General features: G+C 60.5%; 19 protein-coding genes. 6 read left to right on the top strand and 13 right to left on the bottom strand.

Annotated elements, in window-relative coordinates; translation table 11 throughout:
• The first annotated feature begins 90 nt into the window (after positions 1 to 90).
• Positions 91 to 1,638, top strand: a complete 1,548-nt coding sequence (locus EAO82_RS15920; protein ID WP_218838680.1) for a methyl-accepting chemotaxis protein — start codon at positions 91 to 93, stop codon at positions 1,636 to 1,638.
• A 476-nt stretch (positions 1,639 to 2,114) separates the two neighbouring features.
• Here the strand turns inward: EAO82_RS15920 and EAO82_RS15925 are convergent, their stop codons facing one another.
• Together EAO82_RS15925 and ligA are read right to left on the bottom strand one after the other, a co-directional pair.
• Positions 2,115 to 3,056 (bottom strand): tRNA dihydrouridine synthase, encoded by a 942-nt coding sequence (locus EAO82_RS15925; RefSeq protein ID WP_096348461.1) that lies wholly within the window; start codon positions 3,054 to 3,056, stop codon positions 2,115 to 2,117.
• 50 nt (positions 3,057 to 3,106) lie between these two features.
• Complete coding sequence (ligA, locus tag EAO82_RS15930) at positions 3,107 to 5,482, bottom strand: NAD-dependent DNA ligase LigA (protein ID WP_096348164.1); 2,376 nt, start codon at positions 5,480 to 5,482, stop codon at positions 3,107 to 3,109.
• Positions 5,483 to 5,722: 240 nt separating this feature from the next.
• On the opposite strand from ligA, the gene EAO82_RS15935 reads away from it, so the two are divergent.
• The gene (locus EAO82_RS15935; RefSeq protein ID WP_096348165.1) at positions 5,723 to 6,169 is read left to right on the top strand and encodes an REP-associated tyrosine transposase; all 447 of its coding nucleotides are present in this window, start codon (positions 5,723 to 5,725) and stop codon (positions 6,167 to 6,169) included.
• A 134-nt stretch (positions 6,170 to 6,303) separates the two neighbouring features.
• Here EAO82_RS15935 and zipA read toward each other — a convergent pair whose 3' ends face one another.
• Both zipA and smc read right to left on the bottom strand, forming a co-directional pair.
• Positions 6,304 to 7,185, bottom strand: coding sequence for a cell division protein ZipA (zipA, locus tag EAO82_RS15940; RefSeq protein WP_096348166.1), 882 nt, complete (start codon positions 7,183 to 7,185; stop codon positions 6,304 to 6,306).
• A gap of 103 nt (positions 7,186 to 7,288) precedes the next feature.
• Positions 7,289 to 10,795 (bottom strand): chromosome segregation protein SMC, encoded by a 3,507-nt coding sequence (smc, locus tag EAO82_RS15945; protein WP_096348167.1) that lies wholly within the window; start codon positions 10,793 to 10,795, stop codon positions 7,289 to 7,291.
• A gap of 189 nt (positions 10,796 to 10,984) precedes the next feature.
• On the opposite strand from smc, the gene EAO82_RS15950 reads away from it, so the two are divergent.
• Positions 10,985 to 12,298, top strand: a complete 1,314-nt coding sequence (locus EAO82_RS15950; protein WP_096348168.1) for an MFS transporter — start codon at positions 10,985 to 10,987, stop codon at positions 12,296 to 12,298.
• Positions 12,299 to 12,329: 31 nt separating this feature from the next.
• Entirely contained in the window at positions 12,330 to 13,793 is a 1,464-nt protein-coding gene (locus EAO82_RS15955) for an SLC13 family permease (RefSeq protein ID WP_096348169.1), read from the top strand.
• 69 nt (positions 13,794 to 13,862) lie between these two features.
• Here the strand turns inward: EAO82_RS15955 and ccmI are convergent, their stop codons facing one another.
• From ccmI to ccmA, 9 genes are read right to left on the bottom strand one after another with little or no spacing between them, the layout of a single operon-like run.
• Positions 13,863 to 15,083, bottom strand: coding sequence for a c-type cytochrome biogenesis protein CcmI (gene ccmI / locus EAO82_RS15960; protein ID WP_096348170.1), 1,221 nt, complete (start codon positions 15,081 to 15,083; stop codon positions 13,863 to 13,865).
• On the bottom strand, positions 15,076 to 15,555 hold the full coding sequence (locus EAO82_RS15965) for a cytochrome c-type biogenesis protein CcmH (RefSeq protein ID WP_174958952.1): 480 nt from the start codon (positions 15,553 to 15,555) through the stop codon (positions 15,076 to 15,078). The genes ccmI and EAO82_RS15965 overlap by 8 nt, the downstream gene beginning before the upstream one ends.
• On the bottom strand, positions 15,552 to 16,091 hold the full coding sequence (locus tag EAO82_RS15970; protein ID WP_096348171.1) for a DsbE family thiol:disulfide interchange protein: 540 nt from the start codon (positions 16,089 to 16,091) through the stop codon (positions 15,552 to 15,554). The genes EAO82_RS15965 and EAO82_RS15970 overlap by 4 nt, the downstream gene beginning before the upstream one ends.
• Entirely contained in the window at positions 16,088 to 18,058 is a 1,971-nt protein-coding gene (locus EAO82_RS15975) for a heme lyase CcmF/NrfE family subunit (RefSeq protein WP_096348172.1), read from the bottom strand. Before EAO82_RS15975 ends, EAO82_RS15970 begins: the two co-directional genes overlap by 4 nt.
• A 12-nt stretch (positions 18,059 to 18,070) precedes the next feature.
• On the bottom strand, positions 18,071 to 18,532 hold the full coding sequence (gene ccmE, locus EAO82_RS15980; protein WP_096348173.1) for a cytochrome c maturation protein CcmE: 462 nt from the start codon (positions 18,530 to 18,532) through the stop codon (positions 18,071 to 18,073).
• Positions 18,532 to 18,699, bottom strand: coding sequence for a heme exporter protein CcmD (ccmD, locus tag EAO82_RS15985; protein WP_410402955.1), 168 nt, complete (start codon positions 18,697 to 18,699; stop codon positions 18,532 to 18,534). The genes ccmE and ccmD overlap by 1 nt, the downstream gene beginning before the upstream one ends.
• The gene (locus tag EAO82_RS15990; protein ID WP_096348175.1) at positions 18,696 to 19,439 is read right to left on the bottom strand and encodes a heme ABC transporter permease; all 744 of its coding nucleotides are present in this window, start codon (positions 19,437 to 19,439) and stop codon (positions 18,696 to 18,698) included. The genes ccmD and EAO82_RS15990 overlap by 4 nt, the downstream gene beginning before the upstream one ends.
• Before the next feature lie 16 nt (positions 19,440 to 19,455).
• Entirely contained in the window at positions 19,456 to 20,127 is a 672-nt protein-coding gene (ccmB, locus tag EAO82_RS15995) for a heme exporter protein CcmB (protein ID WP_096348176.1), read from the bottom strand.
• Positions 20,127 to 20,762 carry a cytochrome c biogenesis heme-transporting ATPase CcmA gene (gene ccmA / locus EAO82_RS16000; RefSeq protein ID WP_096348177.1) on the bottom strand — a complete coding sequence of 212 codons (636 nt, stop codon included), beginning with the start codon at positions 20,760 to 20,762 and terminating at the stop codon, positions 20,127 to 20,129. Before ccmA ends, ccmB begins: the two co-directional genes overlap by 1 nt.
• 279 nt (positions 20,763 to 21,041) lie before the next feature.
• Between ccmA and EAO82_RS16005 the strand changes: the two genes are divergently transcribed.
• Both EAO82_RS16005 and EAO82_RS16010 read left to right on the top strand, forming a co-directional pair.
• Positions 21,042 to 22,637 (top strand): flagellar hook-length control protein FliK, encoded by a 1,596-nt coding sequence (locus EAO82_RS16005; protein ID WP_174958955.1) that lies wholly within the window; start codon positions 21,042 to 21,044, stop codon positions 22,635 to 22,637.
• Positions 22,634 to 22,924, top strand: a complete 291-nt coding sequence (locus EAO82_RS16010) for an EscU/YscU/HrcU family type III secretion system export apparatus switch protein (RefSeq protein WP_394241935.1) — start codon at positions 22,634 to 22,636, stop codon at positions 22,922 to 22,924. The genes EAO82_RS16005 and EAO82_RS16010 overlap by 4 nt, the downstream gene beginning before the upstream one ends.
• The last annotated feature ends 8 nt before the right edge of the window (positions 22,925 to 22,932 follow it).

Consider the following 22,932-nt stretch of genomic DNA (forward strand, 5'->3'; position numbering starts at 1 on the left):
TAATCAGCCTTTGAGTCGTGATTGGTTGCGTTGCGACAGCATCGCCGAGTCACCTGCTCCACCATGATGTACTGGCCAAGGAAGAGCGCCATGCTGAAAGGTTCGAATAATAAGATATTTTGCCTCATCGCCCAGTTGCTGATCCTCGTCGCTGGCGCTGTCTACCTGGGCCCGCAGATCCTCTGGTTTGCCGTGCCCTTGTCTGTGCTGCCCTGGTTAACCCAGCTGCGCCGCTCGGACGCCAACGCAGCCACGAGCAACGCTAACAGCCTGGAAGAGCTGGCCAGAAAGTTATCCCAGTCCACCTGCCGTAACGCCATTGCAGCAGCCGAGGTGTCCTTCTCGGTCGAGCAATTGGCAGGCCGTATATCTTCGCAGCTCGCCGCGACCACACAGGCCGCCAGCAACGCCGGCGCGATCGCGCAACAGGTAGAACAAACCGCGAGCTACGCCGATAATGCCGATCATGCCGCAGAAGCGGCGCTAGCCAGCAGTGCTTCGGGCAAACAGGCCCTGGACGCCACTACCGCCCTGATGCAGCAGCTGGCGAGCAAGGCCGATGACAGCCTGACCATGCTTGCGCAGCTGAACGAGCGCGCAGCCAAGATAGTGCAGGTGACCCAGGTCATCGAAGGCATCGCCAGCCAGACCAACCTATTGGCCCTCAACGCCGCCATCGAAGCGGCGAGGGCCGGCGACATGGGTCGGGGCTTTGCGGTGGTGGCGGACGAGGTTCGCGCCCTGGCCAGCCGCACCAGCCAGTCGACCTCCGAGGTTTCGATCATTATCGACGAGATGCACCAGCAAGCCGGACGCGTCACCGCCAGCATCAATGACCTGACCGGGCAGATCCAGGCTGGCGTGCAGCTGATTCAGCAGGCTGACGGACAATTGGCCGGCATCAATCAACAGGGTGCTGCAGTCAAACAGGCCACCACGCTGATTGCCCACAGCAGTGCAGCCAATCGCGATCAACTGGACAGCCTGTCCGCAGCGGTCGAGCAGGTCAGGTCCGATCTGGCCGGCAGTGATGAGCAAACACGCCTGCTCGGCAATGAAGCCAACCATCTGGTGGAAATTGCCGAACAGGTCAGTGAGGTGCTGGCCGAGGTGGCGCTGGATCCTTACCACCAGCGCTGTTTCGAAGCCGCGCAGGCGGCGGCCAAGGCGATAGAGGAACGTTTCGAGGCGGATATTCAAAGTGGCGATTTGAGCCTGGAGCAGTTGTTCAATACAACGCTCAAACCCATCCAGGGCACCCAGCCGCAGCAATACACCAGCCAGTTCGATGCTTACACCGATCAGGTACTGCCCGCGATCCAGGAGCCGCTGCTGCGCGACAACCCTGCGCTGGTCTACGCCATAGCCACCACCATCGCCGGCTACGTACCGACCCACAACAGCGCCTTCTGCGCCCGCCCGAATGGCAACCTGCAGCACGATACCCAACACTGCCGAACCAAACGCCTATTCAATGACCGCACCGGCTCGCGCTGCGGTAGCCATGAAAAAAACCTGCTACTGCAGACCTATAAGCGCGATACCGGCGAGATCATGCATGACCTGTCAGTGCCGATTCGCGTGCGCGGGCGGCATTGGGGTGGGATCAGGTTGGGGTATCGGCCGGAGGTGGTGTGAGCCGGGCTTAGGTGTAGTAGGCAACACCGCTTGGATTCCCGCCTGCGCGGGAATGACGTAAGAGGAAAACACTGTGTTCGCCTCTTCCCCGGCGTTGCCACAGCCGAAAATGGATCCCCGCGTTCGCGAGGATGACGACAAAAACACCACCGCACTCCGTCCCCCTACCCCGTCATTCCCGCGCAGGCGGGAATCCATGCGGACCCTGACATCCAGCATCGGGCCGTCCAGCACAAGTGCCAATGCCAAAATCAACCCTAACAATGGATCCCCGCCTTCGCCAGGATGACTGCGAGAAAGCCAGCGCACTCCTATCTCCACCCGTCATTCCCGTGTTCGCGAGAATGGGACCAGAACACCGCGGCACTCCCCCACACACACCGTCATTCCCGCGCAGGCGGGAATCCATTTTGACCTTGGTGTTGATGTTCGGGAGGAGAATAACGGCATGCCGTTGTGCAGAGCGACCCGCGAGTCTAAGCAGCCTGACGTGGAGCCAGTGCCAATAACCGCTGTTCAATCACATCCGCCTGCACTTCCCGACGCAGCTGCGCGAACAACTCGACAGCCTCCGGATACTGCCGTGTCATCAGACTCAGCCACTGCTTGATTCTGCCCGGTGAGTGCCGGTCGATCATGCGCTCGCGGGTCTGGGTGAAGAACTCGGCGATCCAGGGCAGTAGCGCCTGCCAGTCCATGGGCTCGACTGGTGACCCGGCGCGGGCAAGGCTGATGCGCAGCGCCAGATCCGGCTGCACGACCAAGCCACGGCCGATCATCACCGAGTCACAGCCGCTGATAGCCTCTATGCGCTGATGATCGGCCTGGTCCCAGACCTCGCCATTGGCAATCACGGGCACTTTTACCGCTTCACGAATACGCGCGATCCACTCCCAATGCGCCGGAGGCTTGTAGCCGTCCATCTTGGTCCGGGCATGCACGGCGATCTCTGCGGCGCCGGACTCGGCCAGTGCCTGAGCACAGTCCAGGGTCAGGCTGGTATCGCTGTAACCCAGGCGCATCTTGGCCGTCACCGGAATCTCCGCGGGGGTGGCAGCGCGTACAGCGGTGACGATACGCGCCAGCTGCTCCGGCTCGCGCAGTAAAGTGGCGCCACCGCCGTGACGGTTGACCGTCTTGGCCGGGCAACCAAAATTCAGATCGATTGCAGGCGCGCCCCATTGCGCCAGCTGTGCAGCGTTCACGCCCAACCAATGGGCATCCGATCCAAGCAACTGAGGGTGCACGGGTACGCCGGCGCAGGTCTTCCAGCCATGGTGCATTTCCGGAATAAAGCGCTCTACCGTGCCGAGATTCAATGCGGTATCCGTCACGCGCATAAATTCGCTGACACAGCGATCAATGCCGCCGATGCGCGTCAGAATATCGCGCATGGGGGGATCAACCAGACCTTCCATAGGCGCCAGGACAATACGTGGCAGGCTCGGCGCAGCGGCAGTGTTATCGCTCAAGGCTCGATACCATGGTCGTTGAGCAGAGCCAGCAGGCCCTGCTCATCCAGCACCGGGACGTTGAGCTGCTCAGCCTTGGCCAGCTTGCTGCCCGCCCCCGGTCCAGCCACCACACAATGGGTCTTGGCGGATACACTGCCCGCCACCTTGGCCCCCAGGCTTTCCAGATAATCCTTGGCCACATCACGTGAGAAGGCTTCCAGGCTGCCAGTCAGCACCCAGGTCTGGCCGCTCAATGGCATACCTTCGCTCTGCGCGGCACGAGGGCTATCCCAGTGCATACCGAAGGCCTTCAGTTGCTGCTCAATCTGCAGTACCCGCTCGCGGCGCTGGGCATCGGCGAAGTAGTCGCGCAGGCCGGTCTGGGCCTTCTCGGTAAAACGCTCCACTCGCTTCAGCTCAAGCCAGTCAGCCTGCATGATCGCTTCCAGGCTGGTAAAACTGGCGGCCAACCGCTCGGCCCCGGTCTTCGCTACCCCAGGAATTTCCAGTCGGGTGATAAATTCGGCGAGGCTGACGCTGGCGGCCAGTTCCGGATTGAGCTCGCCCTCCTCCTGCAGCACCAGGCCACGCTCCAGCAACTGGCGTATCACCGTCTGATTATGCTCGTCGTCAAAGAACGCATGGATCTCGTGGGCGACTTCCATCCCCACATCCGGCAGATACACCAGTACCTCAGGCAAGGCTTGACTGATGCGCTGCAGCGAACCCAGCGAGCGCGCCAGGAGCTTGGCGGTTTCCTCACCGACATCAGGAATACCCAGCGCATAGATAAACCGCGCCAACGTAGGTTGTTTGCTGTCCTGAATTGAGCCAAGCAGGTTCTTGGTGGAGATTTCGGCAAAGCCTTCCAGCGCCAGCACCTGTTCGTAGGTCAGCAGATACAAATCGGCAGGCGAGCTGACCAGCCCGGTATCGACCAATTGCTCGACAATCTTCTCACCCAGTCCATCGATATCCAGCGCGCGCCGCGAGACAAAGTGAATGATCGCCTGCTTGAGCTGCGCCTGACAGGTCAACCGCCCTACGCAGCGATACACCGCGCCTTCACTGATAGTCTCCCGGCCCCGGCCACGTTTGATCAGTTGCGTACGTTCAACATCCGAGCCGCACACTGGGCATTGCTCGGGAATTTCCACCGGTCGCGCGTCCGCCGGCCGCCTATCAGCCACCACCTGCATGACCTGCGGAATCACGTCGCCAGCGCGGCGGATGATGACGCTGTCGCCAATCATCAACCCCAGCCGTGCAACTTCGTCCATATTGTGCAAAGTGGCGTTGGATACAGTGACACCGGCGACCAGCACGGGGCGCAGACGTGCTACAGGCGTGACCGCACCGGTGCGCCCGACCTGAAACTCGACGTCGAGCAGCTCGGTGATCTCTTCCATCGCCGGGAATTTATGCGCGATAGCCCAGCGCGGCTCACGGGCACGGAAACCCAGTTCGCGCTGATAAGCCAGTTTGTTGACCTTGAACACGACGCCGTCAATCTCGTAGCCCAGCACAGCGCGGCGCTCACCGATATCCCGGTAATACTCCAGGCACTCATCCACCCCTGCGGCGAGCTTGAGCTCCTTGCTGATGCTCAGCCCCCACTCGCGAAGCTGATGCAGAATGCCTACTTGAGAATCCGGCAGTTCGCCGTCGACACGGCCTATGCCGTAACAGCAGAATTCCAACGGCCGTGCGCGAGTAATATTGGGATCCAGTTGGCGCAGCGAACCCGCCGCGGCATTGCGCGGATTGGCAAAGGTTTTGCTGCCGGCTTCGCGGGCACGCTCGTTCAGCGCTTCAAAACCGGCCTTATTGATAAAGACTTCACCGCGCACCTCGAGTACGGCCGGCCAACCCTGCCCGCGCAGTTTCAGCGGCACATTGCGGATAGTGCGCACGTTGCTGGAGATATCCTCGCCCGTGCTGCCATCGCCTCGAGTAGCGCCCCGCACCAGTTGCCCATGCTCGTAAAGCAGACTCACCGCCAGACCATCGAGCTTGGGCTCACAACAATATTCCACCGCTTCACCAGCGCCAAACAGATCACCCGCCGGCAGATCCAGACCTTCACGAACTCGCCGATCAAAGTCGCGCATGCTTTGCTCATCGAAGGCATTGCCCAGGCTGAGCATGGGCACTTCATGCGCTACCGTGCCGAACGCAGACAGCGCAGCGCCACCCACGCGTTGGGTCGGCGAATCCGGCGTGATCAGGTCAGGCTGGGCTTCTTCGATTGCCTTGAGCTCATTGAACAGGCGATCGTATTCCGCATCGGGAATCGAAGGTTCATCGAGCACGTAATAGCGATGGTTGTGGAGGTCAATCTGCTCACGCAATTCAATCGCGCGGGCAGCCAGGTCCTGAGTTTGAGTCATGATGGGTGTCGGCCGGAGAACGAGGAACCAATTGTAACCAATGCCGGGCAGATCGTCAGGCTTTGCGCGTTAACGCCAGCCCGCTTTCGCGGCGAGGCCGCCGCTCCTACCAGAGCGGATAACCGGTGGGAGCGGCGGCCTCGCCGCGAAAGATGTGCAATGACTCACAAATCCATCATGCGACCCTCAACGCCACCCATAAACGCTCTAGGCTTACTGGCAGCATCAAAGAGGACAGCTATGGATACACAAGAAAAAGCTAGGAGCCACCGACTTCGGCTCGGCCGAAGCTCGGAGTCAGACAGGTTTTACTTGCTGACGACAGTCACGCAAAAGCGCGAGCCAATCTTCGCCGACACCCGTGCAGCTCGAACCTTGATCCACATACTTTCCCGTCAACAAGAAATGGGCAAAGTCGTCAGCCACGCCTTTGTGGTCATGCCAGATCATTTGCACTGGTTGGTGCAATTGCAGAACGATCAACTTAACCTGCTAATGGGTAGGGTGAAATCTATATCGGCGCGCCAGATCGGCGCGCTCAGGTGGCAAGCGGGTTTTCATGATCATGCGTTGAGGCGCGAGGAAGATATCAAGAAGATCGCTCGCTACATCATTGCCAACCCATTGAGAGCGGGTCTGGTTGATAGTGTGGGCGATTATCCGCATTGGGATGCGATCTGGTTGTAGAGCGATTCGCGGCGAGGCCGCCGCTCCCACCAGGCCAGCTCCGTGCAATCCTCCCTTCGCGGCGGGGCCGCCGCTCCTACCTGAGCTGATGACGGTGGGAGCGGCGGCCTCGCCGCGAAGGGTTAGAGCCTGGCTCAGCGGCGCATGCCGTAGTGCTTGCGCTCGAATTCGGCAATACGCAGGCGGTAGTGCTCAATGGTCTGGGCGGTGAGAACGCTGCGTTGATCGTCCTTCAGATCGCCGCCCAGCTCGTGAGCCAGCTTACGCGCCGCGGCAATCATCAGATCCAGCGCCTGCTTGGGATGCCGCGGACCGGGCAAGCCCATGAAGAAGCTGACGGCGCGCACGCGGGTGTGATCCATCTCGTCCAGATCAAACACACCCGGCTTCAGCGCGTTGGCCATGGAGAACAGCACATCGCCATTGCCGCTCATGCTTTCATGGCGATGGAAGATATTCATTTCACCGTGACGCAAGCCGCTTTCAAGGATGCTTTGCAGTAGCGCCGAGCCGGCAAAGCCGTCTTCGTCTCGGGCGATGACATTGATCACCAGCACTTCTTCAACCGGCGCTGCTTCCTTGGCGGGTTCTGGCTCTTTCGGCTGAATCGGCGCTTTGGGTTCGCGTGACTTCACCGGCTTGGACGGTTTGCCGGTAACGCCGCTGGCGGCCAGAGGATCAAGCAGCACCGGCACAGGCTCTTCCAGATCCAGGCCTACCTGTTCTGGCTGGCGTTTTTCCGCAGGCATCTGCAACGCCGGATCCGGATCGAAATCATCTTCATCAAAAGACGGCTCCTCACGTTCGAAACGCTCCTGGCGTTCGTGCCGCCCCACTATGCGGGGCGGCCCCAGCAGGTCATTGCCTTCTTCGGGATCGGGCAGGTCTTTGACGCTGCGATCCAGCTTGAAGCGGATTTTCGACCGACCGCCCATACGCCGCCAGCCGTCGAATAGAATGCCGGCGATTACCAGTAGGCCGATAATGATGAGCCACTCACGCAAACCGAAATCCATGAATATTCTGACCCTGTTCTTCAGATTCTGTTCTGGCTCAAGCCCTTGGGCGCGAACCTTAAAGTAAGTTGATGCGCTGACATTAACATGCCCGCGCGCAGCTTTACACTGCTGCCAGCGCTGCAGCCTCTTCCACGTCTACTGTGACCAGCCTGGAGCAACCAGGTTCATGCATAGTCACGCCGAGCAATTGGTCGGCCATTTCCATCGCGATCTTGTTATGCGTAATGTAAATGAATTGCACTCGCTTCGACATCTCTTTAACAATCCGTGCATAACGCCCCACGTTGGCGTCGTCCAGCGGCGCGTCTACCTCATCAAGCATGCAGAACGGCGACGGGTTGAGCTGGAAGATGGAAAACACCAGAGCAATGGCCGTCAGGGCCTTTTCCCCACCCGACAGCAAATGGATGGTGCTGTTCTTTTTGCCCGGTGGCCGGGCCATGATAGTCACGCCGGTGTCCAGCAGATCGTCGCCGGTCAGTTCCAGATAGGCATGCCCGCCGCCGAACACCTTGGGAAACAGCGCCTGCAATCCATGATTGATCTTGTCGAAAGTTTCCTTGAAGCGGCTGCGGGTCTCCTTGTCGATCTTGCGGATCACCTGCTCCAGCGTGCTGAGCGCCTCTTCCAGATCGGCATTCTGCGCATCCAGGTAGCGTTTACGCTCGGACTGCTGCTGATATTCGTCGATTGCCGCCAGGTTGATTGCACCCAGGCGCTGGATGCGCGCATCCAATTGGCCTAGCTGCTGCTCCCAGTCGGCTTCCGTCGCATTCTCAGGTAGCAATTCAAGTACCGCTTTAAGATCGTAGCCTGATTCAAGCAACTGTTCCTGCAGCCCCTGGCGCCGGGTCTGCAGATCACGGGCAAGCAGCCGCTGCTCGTCCAGTTGCCCACGCAACAGTTGAGCCTGTTGTTCGGCCTGTGCGCGGCGCCGATCCTGTTCGCGCATCTGCTGATCGACTGCTTCCAGCGCTTGCCGCGCCTGACTCAGATCCTTTTCCGCCTGGATGCGCTGCTCGAGCAACCCCTCCAGCTCCATGCGCTGGTCCTCTTCAGGAGCCTGGCTTTCCTCAATGGTCATCTTCAGCTGTTCACGGCGCTCGCCCAGGCGTTCGGCTTGCGCAGTCAGACGCTCAAGGCCCTGACTGGTCGAATCTTGCTGAGCGCGCAGGGATTGCACGCGCAATGCCAGTTGATGCGCCTTGTCCTTGTGTTGCCGGGCGTGCTGGCGCGCATGGTCCAATCCCTCGCGAACCTGATCACGTTGGCGCAGCAGCTCTTCACGCTGACCGGCATCGGCGGCCATATGATCCAGCGCCGCCTGCAAGGTCATCCGTGCTTCGCCGATCTGCTCCTGCTCGTCACTGCGCTGCGCCTTGATGTCTTCAAGGTCGTCGGTAATCCGCTGGCGCCGCGCGTTGACCTGCTCCAGGCGTACCTGGCGGGCCGACCACTGGGCTTTGAGATCGCCCTGCTCGCGGCTCTGACTGGCGAGCCCCTGCTGCAGGCCGTCGCGTTGTTGTTCAAGCTGACGAATACGTTCGCGCAAGGCGTCAACGCGTTTGTTGTCCTCTTCCAGCGCAGCTTCCTGCTCGGCAGTACGCGCTTCCAGAGTGTCGATTTCCTGCTGACGCGCGAGCACACCCGCTTCGTTGGCTTCACCACGCTGGTAACGCAACCAGTTCGGCCCCAGCCAGTAGCCCTCAAGGGTAATCACCGATTCATGCGCGGCCAGCTCACCACGCATGCCCAGCGCCTGCTCGAGGCTATCGGCGGTGCGTACTGCGCCCAGCCAGGCGCGCAGGTCGACCGGGCAGCGCACCTTGTCAAACAGGCTGGCCGGCGCATTCTCCATAGCAGTGTTGGTGCTCGGGCGAGTATCCAGCAAGCGCAAACTGCCTTGATCAAAAGCACCCAGGGTTTCGGCAAGACTGTCGAGATTGTCCAGACTCACTGCTTGTAGATCATCACCGAGCACCGTCTCCACCGCGCGCTCCCAACCAGCCTCGACCTGCAACTGCTCCGCCAGGTGTGGCAGGCCCTGCAAGCCCTGTTCCTGCAGCCATTGCTGCACACCCTGGCCGTGATCAAGTGCCGCCTGCTGCAGCGCCTCCAGGGATGCCAGCCGACCGCTGCTGCGCTGGATTTCGCCACGGCGGATATCCCGTTCCTGGTGCAGCGCGTTAAGGGTTTCGCGCTCTTGCTGAAGCCCCTCGGATAACTCCTCCAGTTGTTGTTGCTCGCTCTCGCTACGCAGTTCAAGTTCGGCCAGTTGCTCGCCGAGCTCGGCCAGTTCGTCGTCCAGCGGCCCGGAAGTCAGGCCGCTGCGCTCATCCTCAAGCCGCTGAATGCGCTCGCTGAGACGCTCGATGGCCTGTTCAAGGTGGCGAATACGCGACTGTTCAACTTCCGCCTGTTGCCGTGGAGCTGCAGCCTGCTGATTGAACTGATCCCAGGCCGACTGCCAACTTTGCATGGCCTCTTCGGCGGTCTGCAATGCACCGCTGGTGTCTTCGTCCGCGGCGCTGGCCATTTCCAGCTCAGGTTCGATTTCGGCCAGTTCGCTCTGCAGGTCAGCGAGCAGGGCCTGATCCTGACTCAGATGGCTTTGCGCTTCCTGCCAGGCCTGCTCGGTCTGCTCCATGTCGTCATACAGCTGACGCTGGCGATCACGGTTGAATTGCAGCACCTGCTCGATACGGCTGATATCCGCGCCAACACTGTAATAGCGCGCCTGCGCCTGGTTGAAGGATTCGGTCAGATCGGCATGCTGGTCGCGCTGCTTTTCCACTTCGCTGTCGGCATTGCGCTGCTCGGCGATCAGTGCTTCCATGCCGATCTCCAGCTCGCGCACGCGATGCTCACGCTCCACCGTCTGGGCGTCCATCGCGCGCCAGCGCAGCGCCTGCAGCTGGGCCTTGAGCTGACGCTCTTCGGCTTTGAATTCCTTGTACTTCTCCGCGGACTGGGCCTGGCGCTGCAGGTGCGCCAATTGGCGCTCCAGCTCTTCACGCAAATCGGTCAGGCGCGCCAGGTTCTCGTGGGTACGGCGAATACGATTTTCGGTTTCGCGACGGCGCTCCTTGTATTTGGAGATGCCGGCGGCTTCCTCGATAAACAGCCGCAACTCATCGGGCTTGGCCTCGATCAGTTTGGAGATCATGCCCTGTTCGATAATCGAGTAGCTGCGCGGGCCCAGACCGGTACCCAGGAAAATATCGGTAATATCCCGGCGCCGGCACTTGGTGCCGTTCAGGTAGTACTGATTCTGCGCTTCGCGGGTGACCTTGCGGCGGATGGAGATTTCGTTATAGCCGGCATACTCGCCCTTGAGGGTACCGTCGCTATTGTCGAAGATCAGCTCGATGGATGCCTGACTCACCGGCTTACGCGAGTTTGAGCCATTGAAGATGACATCGGTCATCGACTCACCACGCAGATTCTTCGCCGAACTCTCACCCATGACCCAACGCACTGCATCAATGATGTTCGACTTCCCACAACCATTCGGGCCGACTACTGCGCCCATGTTGGTCGGAAAGAACACCGTAGTGGGGTCCACAAAGGACTTGAACCCCGCCAATTTGATGCATTTCAATCGCATTGAATCATCTGTCCTTGAGGATTGTCGCTTAAACCCGCATTTTTACCCACAAGCCAGGCAATGAGAAGCCCCAGTGCCGAAATACCCTGCGCGCAGGCATGCCAAGGGTGGTCAAGCAGTACCGGGTGCGGCAAAATTGCGGACACCCCGAAGCATCCCATTGACTACCTCGTTTAAGCGAACACCTGCATGCCCTTGCCCGCGGATATGGATCAGCTCTACAGCAGCCTGATGGAAGAAGAGGATACCCGCGTTTGCAAGGATATCCCCGAGAGTGCCTGCAGCAACGTCCCACAGAACTTTTTCCGTCAGGTCGCGGCCACTACCCTGACCAGCCTGGGCGATACTCTTACCAATCCGAAGACTACCTTGGCCTGGTTGATGGGCATTGTCGGCGCACCCGTGGCGCTGGTGGCCTGGCTGGTACCGATCCGCGAATCGGGCTCCATGCTGCCACAGTTATTCATAGCTGCTTATGTCAGGCAGATGCAAAAGCGCAAGAGGGTATGGATCGTCGGCAGCCTGATACAGGCCGCCGCCCTGCTGGCGATGGGCGCTGCCGCATGGCTCAGCACCGGCTTGCTGGCCGGGTTGCTGATCCTCGGCTGTCTGGTGGTGTTCAGCCTGGCGCGTGGCTTGTGTTCGGTGGCGAGCAAGGATGTGATTGGCAAAACCGTGCCCAAGACCCGCCGCGGTCGCTTGAATGGCCTGGCCAGCAGCCTGTCGGGTTGGCTGGCCCTGGCGTTCGGCATCTATTGCATGATCTGGCCGCCAGCCGACGACAACACGCTATTCTACGCTGCCTTGCTGGTCATTTCGGCGTTGCTCTGGGTTGCGGCCAGCCTGATCTATACAGTGATAGACGAAGCGCCAGGTGCCACAGAGGGCGGTGACAACGCCGTGCGCCAGGCCTTGAGCAAGATCAGCCTGCTGCGCGATGACGCGCCGTTCCGGCGTTTTGTGATTACCCGTGCGCTGTTGCTCTGTTCTGCGCTGTCCGCGCCCTATTACGTGCTGCTCGGGCAGGAACTGAACAGCAGTCTGAGCATGCTCGGCGCCTTTCTGGTCGCCAATGGCCTGGCCAGTAGCCTGAGCGCCATGTTCTGGGGACGCATGGCTGACAAATCGAGCAAGCAAGTGCTGATCCGCGCGGCCTTCCTTGCCAGCCTGCTTGGTCCGGCAGTGGTCGCGGTGCACCTGTGGGTCGAGCTGCCGCAGATGATTCACGCCTGGCTATTCCCGGTCGCTTTCTTCGTTCTGGGAATTGCCCATGCCGGCGTGCGCGTCGGCCGCAAGACCTACGTTCTGGACATGGCCGGTGGCAATAAACGCACCGACTATGTCGCCGTCGGCAACAGCATCATCGGCTTGCTGTTACTCTTTACCGGTCTGTTTGGCCTGCTTAGCTCGCTGATTGGCGCGGCCGGGATGCTGGTGTTGTTATCCGCCATCGGTCTGGCCGGTGCCTTGCTATCCTTTACCCTTAACGACGTTCAATCCTGAGCGCCATCACCTCTGTTAGCGGAAGCCTTCCATGTCTATCGATGCATCCTCCGATGCCCCTCAGGGTCTACCAGCCAGCCGTATCATCGGCCTGATCCTCGGCACCCTGTTCCTTCTGGCCACCCTGGTATTTCCCGCTCCGGGTGGTATGTCCAACGAAGCCTGGCTGGCCCTGGGCATGATGCTGTTGATGGCAACCTGGTGGTCCACCGAGGCCATCGCCATTCCCGCTACCGCGTTGCTGCCCATCGTGCTGATTCCAGCGCTCGGCCTGGGCTCGGTCGCCAGCGCGACCACGCCCTATGCCAACCCGATCATTTTTCTGTTTATGGGCGGTTTTGTACTCGGCCTGGCCATGCAGCGCTGGAACCTGCATAAGCGCATTGCGCTGATGACCTTGCTCGCGGTGGGCAGCCAGCCCCGTCGGCAGATTGCCGGATTCATGATTGCCACCGCGTTTTTGAGCATGTGGGTGAGCAATACCGCGACGACCATCATGATGCTGCCGATTGGTCTGTCGGTGATCAGCATGATGGGCACCGCCAACCCGGAAGCCGTGCGGCGTTTTGCCACCGCACTGCTACTGGCGATTGCCTATGCCGCGAGCGTGGGCGGCATTGCCACCTTGATTGGTACCCCGCCGAATGCGCTGCTGGCCGCCTATCTGGCGGAAAATCAGGGCATTGAGATCGGTTTTGCCCAGTGGATGCTGATCGGCGTGCCGGTATCCGCTTCCATGCTGGTAGCTATCTGGTTCTGGCTGGCGCGCAAGGACTTCGGGCTTGGCGAGCAGTCCGAGCATAGCGCGCAAGGCCTGCGTGAGCAGTTGCATGCGCTGGGCCCCATGAGCCTGGGCGAGAAGCTGGTGGGCATAGTATTCGTTGCCACGGCCATGGCCTGGATATTCCAACCCCTGCTGTCGGCCAACCTGATTCCCTGGCTGAACGATACGGTGATTGCGATTGCCGCCGCTATCATCATGTTTCTGATACCCGTACGGGCACGAGACCGGGTGTTTCTAATGGACTGGGAGACGGCCAAGGAAATGCCCTGGGGCGTACTGCTGTTGTTCGGTGGTGGCCTGGCGCTGGCGGGTGCGATCAGCAGCTCCGGCCTGGCAACCTGGATTGCCGAAAGTCTGGGTGTGCTGGATATGCTCTCGGCACTGTTGATGATCGGGCTGGTGGTTACGGTGATTATCTTCCTCACCGAGGTTACCAGTAACACCGCGACGGCTGCCGCTTTCCTGCCGCTGCTTGGCGCCCTGGCCATGTCCCAGGACGTGTCGCCGATCTTCTTCACCGTGCCCGCCGCAATAGCCGCCAGTTGCGCCTTCATGATGCCGGTTGCCACGCCGCCGAACGCGATTGTGTTTGGCAGCGGGCATATGCATATCAGTGACATGATCAAGGCAGGGTTTGCGTTAAACCTGATCGGCATAGTGCTGGTGACTTTTGCCGGCTACGCGCTGGTGGGCTGGGTATTCGGGGTCTAGAGAGGGTCGATTGAGAGGGTAGATTAAGAGGCCGATTGCGCCGTGTAAGACAGGGCGCAATCGGGGATTTCAGGGAGCCGGCTTCAGGGCTTGATCAATCGTCAGCAGCACTGCCTGCTGGTTACCTACGGTAACCTCATCTACCTGCCCCTGATGCGTACCCTGCAGCGCGTCGCCGGTCGGCGACAGGCGCGCAGTCAATTGCAATATCTGCCCCTGGCTGAGTTCAACGTCAGGCAGCATTGCATCAGCACTGCTGAGCACCACATCCACCGGCAGATCCGCCACGCTAAAACGCCGCGCTACCAGCGGCATCGGTGGGCCGGCAGGGTCACGGGCGAACACGAACACGACCGCATCAGGGTCGGCCTGCGCAGCTACCTCTGCGCTCAACTCAAGGCGCAGCGTGATCACTTCACCGGCTTTTTGCTCCGCCTGTGCCGGTAGTTCACCGCCTGCGGCAGTGATTCGCTGACGCGCCCGGTCAATACCGCCCTGGATGGCCAGCGCTCCGTCGCTACCCGGACGCATGCCGGTCAACAGCCGCTGCCAGTATTCGATGGCGCCTGGGTAGTCGGCACTTTCAAAAGCAGCTATGCCGAGCAAACCCAATGCCGTGGGCTCGTTGGGCTCCAGTTCCAACGCCTTGTCCAGAGCCGCTACCGCAGCGCTGTCCAGCTCGTTACCGGCGGCGAAATAGCGTGCCTGGGCTAGCTGTGCCAGTACCTCCGGGCGCTCGCCAAGACGTTCCAGGCTTTGGCCGAAGGCGTCCACTGCCAGATCCGGTTGCTGCGCAGAGAGATACGCCCTACCGAGCATATACCAGGCCTCGCCATTTTCCGGCTGCACCTCGGTAATACGTTGCATGCGATCAATCATCGCTTCCAGACTCTCCGGCTGCGGGCTGGTTTGCATTTCCCGATAGAGGCTCAGGCCTGCAGGGTTACCCCAGGCGAAGTACAAACCGACCACGATAACCGGTAGCAGACCAGCGGAGACGATCAGCAGCCAAGGGCCGCCACGACGCCTGGGGCGCTCGGCGCTCTCATCCCGCGCCGTGTCCTCAAGCAGCAGGCGACTGGCTTCTTCCAGGGCCGAATCGCGTTCCGCCACCGTGAGATCACCGGCGGCCACCTGTGCGTCGAGTTCAGACATGCGCTCCTGATAGAGCGCGACGTTCAGCGCAGTACGGTCGACCCGCTTGTATTGACGATGTTTCCACAGCGGCCAGATGACCGCCAGTACAGCCACTACCAGCAACACCACACTCAATAGCCAAAAATCAGTCATGGGGCGACTTCTTCTCCAACAGGGATTTCAACCGTTGCTGCTCATCGGCATTCAGATGCTGATCGCCGGTGCTACGCAGGGCGCGCTGGCGGCGCCGCAACATGACCACCAGGCCGATAAAACCAGCAAGCAGAAAGACCGCCGGGGCAAACCAGAGCACCGCGGTCTGCGCGGTCAGCGCCGGCTTGTAACGGACGAAATCGCCATAACGCATGACCATGAATTCGACGATCTGGTCATTGCTCTGGCCTTCATCGAGCATGCGAAAGATCTCGCGACGCAAGTCATTGGCAATAGGCGAATTGGAATCGGCGATATTCTGGTTCTGGCACTTGGGGCAACGCAGCTCCCCACTCAATTGATAAAAGCGCGCGCGCTGCTCTTCGGTATCGAACTCATAGGTATCAATGGCAGCCAGGCCGGCAGGTACAAACGCGAGCATGGCCATTAACAGAAACAGGCGACGGATCATGGTTGAGCCTCATCGACCAAAGCCTGATAACGCGGCGCTAGCTCGGATTGCCAGACGCGCTCATCAATCACGCCGATAAATTTATAGCGAATCACGCCCTCGGCATCCACCAGGAAAGTTTCAGGCGCGCCATACACACCCAGATCCAGCCCCAGACGCCCTTCGGGATCGCTGATATTCAACTGGTAGGGATTGTGCAGATCCTGCAACCACTTGCGCGCCGACTCGGTGTCATCCTTGTAGTTGACGCCGTGAATCACCACACCCTGTTCAGCCAGCTTGTTCAGCACCGGATGCTCAACCCGGCAGGCCACACACCAGGTCGCCCAGACATTGACCAGTGAAGGCTGACCCTTGAGATCTTCCATGCTGATGTCCGGCTCACCTTCCTGCACCGAACTCAGCTGAAAGGCAGGGAAAGGTTTGCCAATCAGCACTGATGGCAGGTCTTCGTTATCCAGGTAGAGTCCCTTGAACAGGAAGACCAGCAGCAGTAAGAATACGGCCAGCGGTAACAGCATCAATGAGCGCTTCATGCGTTACCCTCCACAGCCACTGCTGCAGCCTTGCGCTGACGACCGCGCAACCGATAGCGCTTGTCGCTGGCGGCCAGCAGGCCGCCAAAGGTCATGAACAGCGCACCCAGCCAGATCCAGCGCACAAAAGGTTTGATGTGCACACGCATGGCCCAGGCGTCACCGCCGAGCGGTTCGCCCATGGCGACGAACAGGTCGCGAGTCAGACCTGCGTGAATCGCAGCCTCGGTCATCAGCTGATTCTGTACGGTGTACAGGCGTTTCTCCGGACGCAGGGTGGTTATCTGCCGACCATCCCTGAAGACGTTGACCACCGCTTTATCCGACTCCCAGTTGGAGCCTTCCAGGTGGCGCACGCCTTCAAACTGAAAGCTGTAGCCACCCAGTTCCAACTGATCACCCGGCACCATGCGCAGGTCGCGCTGGCTGTCGAATAGACTTGCGCCCACAACGCCCACCGCGCATACGGCAATACCGATGTGCGCGAAGGTCATGCCCCAGTAACTACGGGTAAGACCCCGGAGGCCCTTGACGGTGCCCTTGTGGCGAATCTTGTTGCGGATATCCTTGATGCTCATGCCAACCACCCAGAACACCAGCAGGAGCATGCTGCCCACGGCCAGTTGGTGATCGCCGATCCATACCGCCAGAGCGACAGCGGCGATGGCCGCACCGATCAGCACCCACTTGAGCTGGCTGAACAGCCACTTCACCGGCGTGTCCTTCCAGCGGCTGAGCATGCCCACCCCCATAGCCGCCATCAGCAACGCCATCAATGGCAGGAACAGCGCATTGAAATACGGCGGGCCGACCGATACCAGCGTACCGCTGACGGCATCCAGCACCAGCGGATACAGGGTACCGAGCAGAATCATCAGCGCGGCCACCACCAGAATCACGTTATTGATCAGCAGAAAGGTTTCCCGCGACCAGAGTGCAAAGCCGATCTGACTCTTGACCACCGGTGCGCGCAGCGCATACAGCAACAGCGAGCCCCCGACGACGACCAGCAGAAAGCCGAGAATGAATACGCCGCGCTCGGGATCGGTAGCAAAGGCGTGCACTGAGGTCAGTACCCCGGAGCGCACCAGAAAAGTACCCAACAGGCTAAGCGAGAAGGTGGCAATCGCCAGCAGCACCGTCCAGCTCTTGAACACACCGCGTTTTTCCGTCACTGCCAGCGAATGGATCAGCGCCGTACCCACCAGCCAGGGCATAAAGGAGGCATTCTCGACCGGATCCCAGAACCACCAGCCGCCCCAGCCAAGTTCGTAATAGGCCCACCAGGAGCCCAGCGCGATGCCTAGGGTTAAAAAGGCCCAGGCGATAATGGTCCAGGGCCGCGACCAGCGCGCCCATGCCGCGTCCAGCCGACCGCCGAGTAGCGCGGCGATGGCAAAGGCAAAAGCCACAGAGAAGCCGACATAACCCATGTAGAGCATCGGCGGGTGCACGATAAGGCCGAAATCCTGCAGCAGCGGATTCAGGTCGTTGCCATCAGCCGGGTAGAACGGCAGTTGCCGGTCGAAGGGGTTGGAGGTCATCAGCATAAACAGCAGAAAGCCGACGCTGATCATGCCCATCACGGCCAGCACTCGGCTGAGCATTTCATCCGGCAGGTCGCGGGAGAAGATCGCGACGGCCAGGGTCCAGGTTGCGAGTATCAGCGCCCAGAGCAACAGGGATCCTTCGTGCCCGCCCCATACCGCGCTGACCCGGTAATACCAGGGCAACGCCGAATTCGAGTTGAGTGCGACATAGGTCACGCTGAAATCATTGGTGACGAAGGCGTGTACCAGGCAGAGAAAAGCGAACAGCACAAAAAGGCACTGGGCGATCGCCGCCGGCTGGGCAAAGCCCATGGCCAGGGAGTCGCCGCGCCATGCGCCATACAAGGGTACGGTCGCCTGCAGCACCGCCAGTACCAGGGCAATGATTAGCGCAATCTGGCCAAGCTCGGGAATCATCCTGCCTCCAACTTAGTAGCCGGATGCCGCGTCGGCATCCCGCTTCATCTGATTAACTTTTTCCATCGCCTGCGCCACTTCCGGCGGCATGTATTCCTCGTCATGCTTAGCCAGAACCTCGTCAGCCATCAGCATGCCATCCTCGTTCAATCGCCCCAGTGCAACGATGCCCTGACCTTCGCGGAACAGGTCCGGGAGTATGCCGGAATACGCTACCAGCACCTGCTTGTCGCCGTCAGTCACAGCAAACTGCACTTCAAGACTGTCCGTGGCGCGCGTCAGGCTGCCATCCACCACCATACCCCCAGCGCGTATACGCGTGCCCTCCGGCGCTTCACCGGCGGAGATCTGGCTGGGGGTATAGAACAGATTGATATTCTGCTGCAGCGCAGTCAGCGCCAGACCGACGGCAATACCCACGCCGAACACCACGAGCAATATCAGCAGCAGTTTCTTTTTACGTTGCGGGTGCATTACACCTCCTCCCGGCGCCGGCGGCGCGCTTCGACCTGCAGTAGCCGGCGATGAGCGCGCAGCGGCAGGACGACATTCAGTACCAGAACGACCAGGGTTATCAGATACGCGGACCAGACATAGGGCCCGTGACCACCCATGGCCAACCACTCGGACAATGCAGTCATGGCGATTTCTCCAGCATGTCACGCACCCAGCGAGTCTTGTTCTCGCGACGCAGAACTTCCAGGCGCATGCGCAGCAGCAGGCTGACACTGAACAGCGCATAGAAACCTAGAACGCTCAGCAGCAGTGGCAGCCACATTTCCACCGGCATCGCCGGCTTTTCAGTGATCTTGAAGGTGGCGGGCTGGTGCAGGGTGTTCCACCAGTCCACCGAATACTTGATGATCGGAATATTGACCACACCGACAATCGCCAGCACTGCGGTGGCTTTAGCCGCGGTTTCGCGGTTGCTGATCGCCTGGCCCAGGGCGATGATGCCGAAGTACAGGAACAGCAGAATCAGCATCGAGGTCAGCCGCGCATCCCAGACCCAATAGGTTCCCCAGGTCGGTTTGCCCCAGATAGCGCCGGTCACCAGGGCTATCACGGTCATCCAGGCCCCAATGGGCGCCGCGCATTGCAGCGCTACATCGGCTAACTTCATACGCCAGACCAGGCCGACCACACCGGCGACGGCAAGCATCACGTAGCAGGACTGGGCAACGAAAGCCGCCGGCACGTGAATGTAGATAATTCTGAAACTGTTGCCCTGCTGATAGTCCTCAGGGGCAAAAACCAGCCCCCAGATGACCCCGACGCCCAGCAGCAGCGCGGCCGCCACGGCAAACCAGGGTAGCCAGCGGCCGCTGATATCGTAAAACCATTTGGGCGAACCCAGTTTGTGGAAAAAACGCCAACTCATTGCTCTGTTTCTCCGCTCATTCACTCACCCCGATGCGCAAACCCGCGGCAATCGCCAGCGGTGCCAGGCTCAGGCTGAGTACCGCCAGGCAGCCCAGCCATAGCGCATAGCCTGCAACCGGCAGGCCTTGCATCGCCGCTTCAACGGCCCCGGTGCCCAGAATCAGCACCGGAATGTACAGGGGCAGGATCAATAGGGCCAGTAATACCCCGCCGGTTTTCAATCCCACCGTCAACGCCGCACCGACCGCCCCTAGCAAGCTCAGTACCGGGGTGCCGAGAAACAGGCTCAGGCACAACACCGGCAGCACCGAGGGTGGCAGCGAAAGCATCAGCCCGAACAGCGGGGCCAGCAATACCAGAGCCAAGCCGCTGATCAGCCAGTGATGCAGCACCTTGACCAATACCATCAAGGCCAGCGGGTGCGCGGACAACACCCATTGCTCCAACGAGCCATCCTCGTAATCACTACGGAACATGCCGTCCAGCGACAGCAAGGTGGCCAGCAAGGCGGCAACCCAGATCACCCCCGGCGCCATGCTGCGCAACATGCCTGGCTCCGGGCCAACGGCCAGCGGAAACAGGCTGATGACAATGGCAAAAAACACCAGTGGATTGAGCAAGTCACCCGGCCTGCGCCAGGCCAGACGCCATTCACGGCAAAACAATAGCCAGACAATCTGCCGCATCAGGCCACCTGCCCCAGATCCAGAGTGCGCAACCCCGGCAGATGATCGAGACTGTGATGCGTGGTCAGAACCACCGTGCCGCCGCGCGCCGCATGCGCCAGCAAATGTTGCTCCAGAGCAGCCACGCCAGCCCGATCGATCGCGGTGAAGGGTTCGTCCAGAATCCACACCGGATGCGCCTGCAAATACAGTCTCGCCAGGGCTACACGCCGCTGCTGCCCAGCGGATAAATGATGGCAGGGCACGTCCTCGAAGCCACGCAGCCCTACCTGCTCCAGCGCCTGCCAGATAGCGGCGGTGCTGACCGGCTGACTAAGGGCGCACAGCCAGGCCAGATTTTCTTCGGCGCTCAACGCACCTTTTACTGCCGGCGCATGACCAATAAACAGACGATCCTGTCGCCAGCGGTCGCGTCCAGCGGCCTGAAAAATCGAATCATCACCGTAACGAATATCGCCCGCGACCGGAGGCAGCAGTCCGGCCAGTATGCGTAACAGGCTGGTTTTGCCTGAGCCGTTGGGGCCGGCCACCTGCAGCACCTCTCCGGATTGCAACTGGAGAGACACCCCATCAAACAACTCACGCTGATCGCGTTCGCAGGCGAGCTGATGCAAAGTGATGGGCAGTGTCTTCACCTGTTCTCCAACTGTTTTCGCACATTGCCAGGCTCTGGGCCTGGTGTATTCATGTTTACCTGCCAGCGGCCGCTAACTATGACAGGGCCATTTGGCCAGGCACTGATGCGCAGCGGCGGGCACTGGCGGCAGGCTGTGCCATTATACATACAGCCCCCCTGACAAGGACCGTGATTTACGTCAACATGTGACTACATGAACACCGATATCAGACTTCCACCCAGCAGCCCCAGCCCCTCAGTAACGGGGCCTGTAGCCAGGCCGGCAGACCCCGCCGCTGTGGCTCTGCAACTGCTGCGTCCGATTGACGCACTGCTGTTCCCACCCGGGCAAACCACCCGCGCTGAAGTGCTCACCAGTACGCCAAAGGGAGGTGAGTTTGAACTCTTGTTGCGCTTAGCGCAAAACACGACGGCGCCGGCACAACAGGTAGTGGCCACCAGCCCCAGAGCAGTGCCCAGCGGCGCAGCGCTGGTGCTGCAGGCGATCAGCCAAACCCAGCTGATGGCCGTGCTGCAGCCCACCGGTAAAGCACCAGCTGCAGACATGCTGACGCGCCTTGATCCCGCCATGTTTCCACCGGGCTCCAGCGTCCAGGCTCAAGTTGTCAGTCAGCAGGTGCTGGCGCAGGGTGAGCAGCAACGTTTTGCGATCATCGCCCGGCTGCTGGAAGGCGCGGCCAGCGGCAGCAACCTGAGCCTGACCAGCAGCAAGCCACTGGATCCGGGCACGCTGATTACCGCGCTGGTGGGTAGCCAGGGCGAGCTGCGCATTCCCGACCCCGCACGCCAGCAATTGACTCTGGCATTGCTGCAAGGGTTGAAAGATAGCCTGCAACGTCAGGGTTCGTCCGAGCCGTTATTCAGCAGTTTGCAGAAGCTTAGTCAGAATCTCGGCCAAACCTCGGGCCAGAGCGCTGCGCCTGCCGTAGCGGCGCCAGCCATGCCGGCTAGCGTGCAAAGTGCCATGCAGCAGGTGCTTCAGCAGGTCGCTTCATTGCAACAACTGATGACCCCCGCTGGCGTGGAACAGGCCGTGCAGCGCAGTGGCGCTTTTCTTGAGCCCAACCTCGCGCAGCTGGCTGGACTGCTGAAGGGTGCTGCCGCCGAAACGGCTGCGGCGCCCGCCGGCACCAATCCCAGCCCGGCGCTGAGCAAGTTGCTGGCCGCGCTCTCCACTTTGCCGGTCAGCCCCGCTACTCCGCCGCTGCCGGGTGCCGATCTGAAGGCGTCGTTGATACACCTGGCCATCAGCTTGCAGCAGCAGTTATCCCCCGGCGCGATCAAGGAACTGGCCCTACCCTTCAGCCCTTGGAAACAAGGCGCCGGCGGGGCCACTGAACAAAGCTTTCCAGTAGCCAGCCGGGTGGTTCAAGGCATGACCGACGCGCCGGATCTCGGCGCCCTGCTGCGCCTGACCGCGGCGTTACTGTCGCGGATCCAGCACCATCAACTGCAAAGTCTCGGTCAGTCGCAAAGCTTTTCCGATGGCAGCAGCCAGACCGTCTGGCAGCTGGAAATTCCTGTACGTGATGGCCAACAGTTCAGTCATGTACAGGTACGTATTCAGCGTGATGACAGTGCACCCGAGGCGCGGCAGGTAGAAAAAACTCCGCATTGGGAGGTCCGCCTGGCCTTCAACCTGGACCAGTTGGGCAGCCTGCAGGCGATCGCCAAGCTCTACAAGGGGCGGGTCAGCAGTGAATTCTGGGCCGAACAGCCACAGACGCTGTCCCTGCTAGACGGCGAACTGCGCCTGTTGCGTGACCGCCTACTGGCGAAAGGGCTGGATGTTGGTGAGCTGAGTTGCCACCAGGGCATGCCGCCACAGCCCAAGCAGGCTCTGCAACAACGCTGGATTGATGAGGTGACATGATGCACAAGCCCCGTGAAGCCATTGCGCTGGTGTACGACGGCGATCAGGCTCCGACCCTGACCGCCAAGGGCGAGGGAGACCTGGCCGAGCAGATTATTGAGCTGGCCATGGCCTACGAGGTGCCCATCTACGAGAACGCAGAACTGGCCAGCGTCCTGGCGCGGCTGGAGCTCGGCGATCAGATTCCTGAAGCGTTATACCGGACTATTGCCGAGATCATTGCTTTTGCCTGGTATCTCAAGGGCAAGAGGCCAGACGGCTTTGTAGAGCCAGAAGAGGAAATATAGAGGTTGTG

This window comes from Halopseudomonas pelagia, from assembly GCF_009497895.1.
Lineage (GTDB): Bacteria > Pseudomonadota > Gammaproteobacteria > Pseudomonadales > Pseudomonadaceae > Halopseudomonas > Halopseudomonas pelagia_A.